Origin of the sequence: Wolbachia endosymbiont of Drosophila baimaii (assembly GCF_028982185.1) — a bacterium.
In the GTDB taxonomy this organism is placed as follows: Bacteria; Pseudomonadota; Alphaproteobacteria; order Rickettsiales; family Anaplasmataceae; genus Wolbachia; species Wolbachia pipientis.
In genome coordinates, this window is sequence record NZ_JAPQLE010000196.1 from 1 (window position 1) to 7,772 (window position 7,772).

Sequence of the window (7,772 nt, forward strand, 5' to 3'; positions counted from 1 at the left end):
CATAACTATATGCTGCTGGCATTCAACCTCCTTATCATCATCTATCCTTATCCTATCACATCCGGACTTTTATGGAAAGAGCTATAATTCTCCAGCTAAATGATTTTTAGTGTGGTTTGCATAGGGACCTCCTGCTTAATTGATTAAATTTGAAAGTAGCTATACGGCCAGTAGAATAAGGGCAGTGTGTTCTTTTCTCATCATCTAAGTAGCCATAAAGCGTCATTCCGGTGACCATAGGGTGTCATTCCAGTGCTTGACATACAGCTTTACAAACAAATGTTTGTAAAGGCAGTATGTTAAGTGTTATAGCCGGTTTTGCCTCAAAGACAAAGGCAGTGCCTTGACTACTTGGATCCAGAAAAATTGATTGTGCATTATACAACATTTTCGATCAAAAGCTGGATTCCAGTGTCAAGCACTGGAATGACAGGAGAGGGGTGCTGGGATAACAAGGAGAGAAATACTGGTATGACAAAAATTGGCACTGAGACGATAGAAAAGGAGCACTTATGGAATATGGCTACAAAGGCTTATACTCTTCAATATTGCCTAATTTAGCATCCTCAATACCTGATAGAATCTCTTTAATGATGTTATAGCTTAGCTCAGGGTTATCTTCAACAACTTGACCAATTTTAGCCCAATGCTCGATTTGTTGTGGTACGGAACGATTTTGTAACATGGAATGGGACTGTACTATTTCCTCAAATTCTCCATCAAGACTTACTGTTATATCCATGATATTGTTACTTCTACTTTAAGCCATTATACCATATATTGGAAATTTTTTCAATATAAAATTTTCATCTGGAAATACACACCACAGTTAACTGTGGTGTGTACTGGCTGGCTAGAAAGAAAACTTCACACCAGTAAGAAGGAGAATTCCTTGGTTAGAAGGTGCCTCTTCTGTGGTACTACCTGCTTTTGTAATCTTATGATTTGCGTTTTGTTTCTCGTTAGTCATAAAATAATGAAGAGCTGCGTAAGGAACAAATTTGCTCTTACTGCATGCAGGAGATAGATCATATTGAACGCCAAGTGCGCCATCGTGAAGCATATCTCCATCATTCATTCTGCTACCAAAGTACGTCAAACTTGTGTAGATATTCTCATGTTGATACCCAGCTCCTACGGTCCAATACATGGTGTTTATACTATCTTTACCAAATTGAGCTTCCAGCCCTTTCACTCTCTTGTCATCATCAGTAGTACCTTTACCATCAATTTCCGTATAGATATCACCAACTAATTTTTTAATACCCTTCGGTTGACCAGATTTGCCCAAGTATGCAAAAGAGGCAGCAAATTTTACGCCTTGATCTTCATTAATCTTATAATCAGCGCTTACACCCAAATTAACACCCATCAGGTCATTATACTCCACAAATTCCTTATAAAGATGCTTATCTTTACTTGGTTGCTTTGGAAAGCCATATTCACCAACTGCAGAAGTTTTAACTTTTATGTTATGTTTATCAAAGTCATATTCATATGATGCACCAGCACTTACTATGTGCTCATAGTCTGGACCAACATGCTTTATCTCTTCTTTATGCTTTATCACCTTAGTACCATTTTTATCCTCCTCAAAAGGAACTGTTTCTTTTACAGTAAACAAGCTACTATCATAGCGAGGTGAGTAGCTAACACCAAACCTTGCGCCCATATAATTTGGTGAGTAGTAAGCAACTCTAAACGGCAGTGTAGTCATAACGCCTTTGTTATATTTCCCTGCCATGCGGAAAGAGAATTTTTCACTTTCACTCGAAAAACTTTCAGTGTAAAGACGTGGTGTTACATAAAATGGAAAGCTAGCAGCGCTTCCTTCTAAGTTCACTTTTCTGAACCAGTCACTATCTGCAGCTCCATCAACAGTTGCAATTCTTGTTGCATCAAGTCTCATCAGAGCCTCAGGACCAAATTGGTAACCAAGCTTCACGTCACCATATTTTGAGTTAACAAACACATGCGCACTTCTGCCTTTTGCAGCATAAACACCCTGTGAAGCTCCCTTACCTTCGGTCACTGGAACATGAAACTGCACGTCAGCACCATAAAGAAGACCTAAATCTTCATTCTTATTTTCTGCTCTGAGGTGCAATATCGCGTCAGCAATCATACCCATATCGTTGCTGTAATCACCAATATTTCCTATTCCTTCATAGAATATTGGATTTGCTCCTCTTGTTATATCTGGAGTGGCATTATAATACTCTGTAGATCTGTTTGGCATAACGTTATAACGTTCATACTCTTTACCACTTGGTCCAACTTTACCATAACCTTGAGCATCAACAACACCACCAAAAGTTATTCTTAAATTACTTTGCCCTTGATTGGTGTCGATAATATCAACTCCACCAACTGAAACAACAGGACTTGCCTTACCTTTTTCCTCTGTATTTTTGTTAACAATTTGTACACCCTTCTTTACATCTTTAGCTTCAACTTTAGCATTCTTAGCTTTAGAACGCTTAGTTTTTGAAACTTTACCTTTTTCTATATTAGAATTCTTAGCGTTTAGAGCTTTCGCTTTTGAATCCTCTATAAGCTTTGCTTTTTTCTCATTTGCTAGCCTGATCTCCTCTTTTTTCTTCTGCTCGGCTGCTAATCTTAGCTCCTCTTTTTTCTTAAGCTCTTCAGCTTTTTTTCTTGGATCAGCATTACATATTCTGTCCATCTTTTCTTTCAGTTTTTTATTTGATGTTTTTATAACTTCTGCTTTTCCAGAAGTTTTTGTGCTCTCTTGCTTTTTTATTTCCTTCATACTCTCATCAGGAAAGTCAGCTGCAAAACTGCTGAAAGAACATAAAGTTAATAAAGAAACTAGAGCAGTTCTAGTATACATAGACTTTTTCATGAAGTGCCCCCAAAAAATTTCGAAATCATATCTTAAATGTAAATAGTATAAAAATGTTGAAAATTCAACTTAAAGCAACCTTATAACGAAAATAAAAGTAAAATGCAATACCTTAAAAGCAACTTTCTTAATATGCTCAACGTGTATATTAACCAAAATTTAGTACAGAGGTTCGCTTGTTAGTGCATTATAACTCGACTATTTATTCTATGGAAGTAAAATTTTTCCACCACAAGTTATTTGCCATTCTTCTTTAAATTTCTTTAGGTATTCTTTTTTTTCGCACTCTAAAAGTAGCTCTTCCACACTTTTGTTGTAGCTTTCAGTAGTAATCCTTCCCTGATGATGCATGAACCTTAAGTAAATCAAATAAGTGTTAATTACATCTGTTTCACAATAATCTCGAATCTCTTGTATCTTGCCGCTATCGTATAAGCCCATAACTTGTGACCCATCAACTCCAATCTTACCAGGAAGATTAAATGCTGCACAAACTTCGTTCATTTTTACTCTCGCAGAAGCTCCAAAATCAGAGAGGGATTCAAGCAAATCACAATGCCAATCACTGCTATATCTCTGATTGTAACTATTCCACTTATCGCCAGCTTTATGAAAATATTCTGCTTGAATGCCATGGACCATAGCACGATACTTCAGCACTGGTATATCAAAAGTGCGTCCGTTGAACGAAACTAATCTTGGCTTTTTCTCTGATATGTAGTTAAAAAATCCTTTCACTAGCTCCTTTTCACTGGAATTTAGTGTGCCTCCAGATCTTATTTCTTGCAGTGTGAACACCTCATAACCACTCTGGTAGCTTATATTGCAAAGTAAAAAACTAATAACTACAACAAGGTGAAAAGGCTGACGCAGAAAAGAGTTTTGCCCGTTTGTTATTTCAAGATGATATTTTGTTAATGCATCCCTCTTCTCTTCTACACTACTATCATCACTAATATTGAGTAAATTTTTGCAGGAATTTACATCTGGTATAGTTTCAATATCAAATACCAATAAAGAATTAAGCATTGCCTATATACTCCTCCGGACGGTCGATCCAAGGTCGCACTTTCACAAATAAAAAGAGGTGTACCTTGCACTCAAATAATTTTTCTAGTTCAGCACGCGCTTCGATATTAATTTTTTTAATATTACTGCCATCTTTTCCTAGCACTATTTTCTTATGACTATCTTTCAACACAAATATGATCTGTTTGATGACTAAACTCTTATCTTTTTTTTCCTCAAATTGTTCAGTTATAACAGCTGTAGAGTATGGCAATTCTTCACGCAAGTTCAAGAATAATTTTTCTCTCGTAATTTCTGCTGATAAAAAATTTGTCGAGGAATCGGTTATTTGATCTTCTTCATAAAACCAGGGGCTCACCGATGCAACTTCAGACAAGTAATTCATCAAATCAGAAAGTCCATCATTCTTTAATGCTGATACCATAAAAACCTTTTCAAATTTATAAAGCAAATTCAGATGCTCATGCGCCATCTTTAATTCAGGCCTTTTTACCAAATCAGTTTTATTGATAACCAAAATGCATCTGCCTTTTGTGCGCTGCAGCCGCATAAATATAGTCTTAATTCTTTCTATATTTTTCAAATAATTGCTTACATCAACAAGCAACAAAGTGATGTCACTATCCTTAACTGCCGACCATGCAGATTTGACTAAAGCTTTTTCAAGTTTTGTTTCTGCTGAGAAAATTCCTGGGGAGTCAGTAAAGACAACTTGTGTGTTGTTGCATGTTGCAACACCCCTTATTTGCGTCCTTGTTGTTTGCACTTTAGGGGTGACAATTGCAATTTTCTTGCCTATAATGCTGTTAATTGATGTAGACTTCCCAGCATTTGGTAAGCCAGCTATCGTTACAAATAAGCATTTTTGTTCTTTCACAAAGAAAATTATAAAGAAAACTGAATGTCAGCGTCAAGCTACTTATATGACAAAAAGTCAGAAAATCCATAGGAGGATTTGCTAATGAAGGCTCTTAAGTTGACGCCATTGCCAGAACGACTGCTTGATTTAAGGGTAACGTTTTAACCATAAGGTCACTAACTCCTTAATATGTGTGTTCATAATTTGATTTTCCACGAAAGACATAATAGCAATAACCAGTGTAAGTTAAAATGATTGGTAAAAGCGGTATTATAACAATGAGCATTAAAGATAAACTTGGCCCAGAAGCAGCTGCATCCAGAATGGTATATTGAAAAGGTATAATCCATGGGTAGATACTAATTCCTAAACCTAAATATCCCATAAAAAAAATAGCAATACTGAGAAAGAATGGACGGTACTCCCGTTTAGTATTCTGAAGATCAAACCACAGCATGAAAAATAGCCAAGATGTGAGTAATGGAATAGAAAATAAATAATAAAAATTTGGCATACTAAACCAAAAGTTTTTAATACGTTCATTTAAAAATGGTGTCACTACACTCACTAGTCCCATGAAAATACCTACAAAACCAAGCGTATAAGAAGCAACCTTGCGTGCCCATTCTTGTGTTATATTTTCTGTCTTCATTATGAGCCATGTAGAACCTAAAAGTGCATATCCAAATATCACAGCAACGCCTGTCATTACACTAAAAGCACTTGCCCAATCAAATTGGCCACCAGAAAAGTTGCGTCCGTTTACTTCTACACCATGTATAAATGCGCCTAAAATCATGCCCTGGCAAAATGCAGCACCAAGTGACCCAAAATGAAAGGCATAATCCCATAATTGCCTGTATTTTCCTTCTGCCTTAAAACGAAACTCAAAGGATACTCCGCGCACTATAAGGCCAAGCAGCATAATAATGATTGGAATATAAAAAGCAGGCATTAATATTGAATATGCAAGAGGAAAAGCAGCAAACAACCCTCCACCACCTAGTACCAACCATGTTTCGTTTCCATCCCAAAATGGTGCAATTGAACTCATCATGTGATCACGGCATTTATCTGACGGTGCAAAAGGAAGTAAAATACCAATACCTAAATCAAACCCATCCATTAAAATATACAGTAAAACAGCTATGGCAATTAGTAGTCCCCAGATTAGGGGTAAATTAATTAAGGAAGAAAAATCAAACATGATTGTTGCCCTTTCCAGATGTACCAGCATCAATCACTGAAGCTCCAATACCGTGTTTATAAAATTGCTCTTCTTCTTTAATGACAGGAATTCCTTTGTATATAAGTTTCAGGATATAGTAACTGCCTGCTCCAAATATAAGGGTATACATAACGATAAATGCAATCAAAGACCATGCAACCTGAGGACCGGTAATCGCAGGTGAAAATGATTCAATTGTGCGCATAATTCCATATACAGTGTAAGGTTGACGACCAATTTCAGTAGTGAACCAACCTGCAAGTAACGCTATGAACCCAGACGGCATCATTGATATCCACCATCCATGTAAGAAACAACTTTGGAATAATTTGCCACGAAGATACTGTATAACACTTACTGACCCAATTATGATCATTAAAATTCCAACTCCAACCATTATACGGAAGGACCAGAATACCCATACTACAGGTGGTCTATCTTCTTTTTTCCATTCCTTTAATCCTTTTACTTCTCCTAAAAAATCATGTGTTAAGATCAAGCTGGCAAGATTAGGAATTTTTATCTCGTAGTGATTAATTTCATTTTGCTGATCCGGATAAGCAAATAAAAGTAAGCCAGCCCCTTTTTCGGTTTCCCATATACCTTCCATTGCAGCAATCTTAGCAGGTTGATGCTTTAGTGTATTTAATCCATGCCTATCTCCCATGAACAGCTGAAATGGTGCAGCTAAAGCTACCATAATGGTTGCCATACCAAGCATAATTCTTGCTTGAGGAGCATGTCGTTTTCTCCAAAGATAAAATGCTCCTACACCACCAACCACAAAAGCTGTTGTAAGATAGGCTGCTGTTACCATATGAATAAAGCGATAAGGGAAAGAAGGATTAAAAATAATCTCTAACCAATTGGTTGGATATAGGAGACCATTCTCACCAATCGTGAATCCAGCGGGTGTTTGCATCCAACTGTTGGCCGCAATAATCCAAAAAGCTGAAATAAGCGTTCCCACTGCAACAATACAAGTAGAAGCAAAGTGCATACGAGAACTTACTCTATTCCATCCAAATAGCATAATACTCAAAAAAGATGCCTCCAGAAAAAAGGCTGTTAAAACCTCAAAGGAAAATAGAGGGCCGAGAACATTGGCTATGCGGTCAGAAAAAACCGACCAATTGGTACCAAGTTGATATGACATTACAACTCCAGATACCACTCCCATGCCAAAAGCAACAGCAAAAATCTTGATCCAGAATTTATAAACATCACGGAAACGTGTATCACCAGTCTTAAGCCAACACCATTCCAAAAAGGCTAGAAAACTTGCAAGCCCGATCGTGAAAGCAGGAAATATAATGCGAAAGCCTATTGTGAAGGCAAACTGAATTCGAGCTAGCAGCACAGAACTAAATTCAAACATTTTATCCAATACCCATGTATTACAAATAATAGCCAAATCTACCTATAATTCAATCCATTTTTTCAAAAAATATTTTAACAAGATACCATGTCAACTAGTGACCTTGCTCAGAAAAAGTAGAGAAAAAGTTAAGACGTTTTTGTCATGAGAATAAATTGTGCAGGAATGCAACTGTTCTTCCTTGTCATACCGTCACGGTATCTCCAGATCCCGCTAACAAGTAGCGGGATGACGGTTGTTAGGCTAGCTGTCATCCAAGTAGCTGACACTGGTTCCTTTATGACGGCAGTGCCCCTATGGTGTCATTCCAGTGTCCCTATGATGTCATCCCAGTGCTTGACACTGGGATGGCTTTGTTGCATCGCTACTTATGAAAGGCTAACTATAGTTAGGATTATAAGTAACCTATTGA

At 37.1% G+C, this 7,772-nt stretch carries 7 protein-coding genes and 1 pseudogene; 2 read left to right on the forward strand and 6 right to left on the reverse strand.

Features of this window, described 5'->3' with window-relative positions; translation table 11 throughout:
• Nucleotides 1-318 precede the first annotated feature (318 nt).
• Nucleotides 319-561, forward strand: a complete 243-nt coding sequence (locus OZD66_RS05730; protein WP_182366384.1) for a WPE palindromic element domain-containing protein — start codon at nt 319-321, stop codon at nt 559-561.
• Here the strand turns inward: OZD66_RS05730 and OZD66_RS05735 are convergent.
• From OZD66_RS05735 to OZD66_RS05760, 6 genes are all read right to left on the reverse strand, one after another.
• Nucleotides 524-742 (reverse strand): TA system antitoxin ParD family protein, encoded by a 219-nt coding sequence (locus OZD66_RS05735; RefSeq protein WP_182366386.1) that lies wholly within the window; start codon nt 740-742, stop codon nt 524-526. The two genes, OZD66_RS05730 and OZD66_RS05735, sit on opposite strands and share 38 nt — an antisense overlap.
• Before the next feature lie 111 nt (nt 743-853).
• Complete coding sequence (locus OZD66_RS05740; protein WP_182366388.1) at nt 854-2,866, reverse strand: WD0745 family porin; 2,013 nt, start codon at nt 2,864-2,866, stop codon at nt 854-856.
• A 207-nt stretch (nt 2,867-3,073) separates the two neighbouring features.
• Nucleotides 3,074-3,895, reverse strand: coding sequence for a 3'-5' exonuclease (locus OZD66_RS05745; protein ID WP_012673253.1), 822 nt, complete (start codon nt 3,893-3,895; stop codon nt 3,074-3,076).
• Complete coding sequence (gene era / locus OZD66_RS05750) at nt 3,888-4,772, reverse strand: GTPase Era (protein ID WP_182366390.1); 885 nt, start codon at nt 4,770-4,772, stop codon at nt 3,888-3,890. Before era ends, OZD66_RS05745 begins: the two co-directional genes overlap by 8 nt.
• Nucleotides 4,773-4,938: 166 nt before the next feature.
• Nucleotides 4,939-5,961 carry a cytochrome d ubiquinol oxidase subunit II gene (gene cydB / locus OZD66_RS05755; RefSeq protein WP_182366433.1) on the reverse strand — a complete coding sequence of 341 codons (1,023 nt, stop codon included), beginning with the start codon at nt 5,959-5,961 and terminating at the stop codon, nt 4,939-4,941.
• The gene (locus OZD66_RS05760) at nt 5,954-7,360 is read right to left on the reverse strand and encodes a cytochrome ubiquinol oxidase subunit I (RefSeq protein ID WP_182366435.1); all 1,407 of its coding nucleotides are present in this window, start codon (nt 7,358-7,360) and stop codon (nt 5,954-5,956) included. The genes cydB and OZD66_RS05760 overlap by 8 nt, the downstream gene beginning before the upstream one ends.
• A gap of 228 nt (nt 7,361-7,588) precedes the next feature.
• Here OZD66_RS05760 and OZD66_RS05765 point away from each other — a divergent pair.
• A pseudogene (locus tag OZD66_RS05765) lies at nt 7,589-7,772 on the forward strand (hypothetical protein); the annotation flags it as partial.

Bases quoted from the DNA above. Each gene is read 5' to 3' on its own strand.
- OZD66_RS05740 (WP_182366388.1), bottom strand. From the start codon at position 2,866: ATGAAAAAGTCTATGTATACTAGAACTGCTCTAGTTTCTTTATTAACT.
- OZD66_RS05745 (WP_012673253.1), bottom strand. From the start codon at position 3,895: ATGCTTAATTCTTTATTGGTATTTGATATTGAAACTATACCAGATGTA.
- OZD66_RS05735 (WP_182366386.1), bottom strand. From the start codon at position 742: ATGGATATAACAGTAAGTCTTGATGGAGAATTTGAGGAAATAGTACAG.
- OZD66_RS05760 (WP_182366435.1), bottom strand. From the start codon at position 7,360: ATGTTTGAATTTAGTTCTGTGCTGCTAGCTCGAATTCAGTTTGCCTTC.
- cydB (WP_182366433.1), bottom strand. From the start codon at position 5,961: ATGTTTGATTTTTCTTCCTTAATTAATTTACCCCTAATCTGGGGACTA.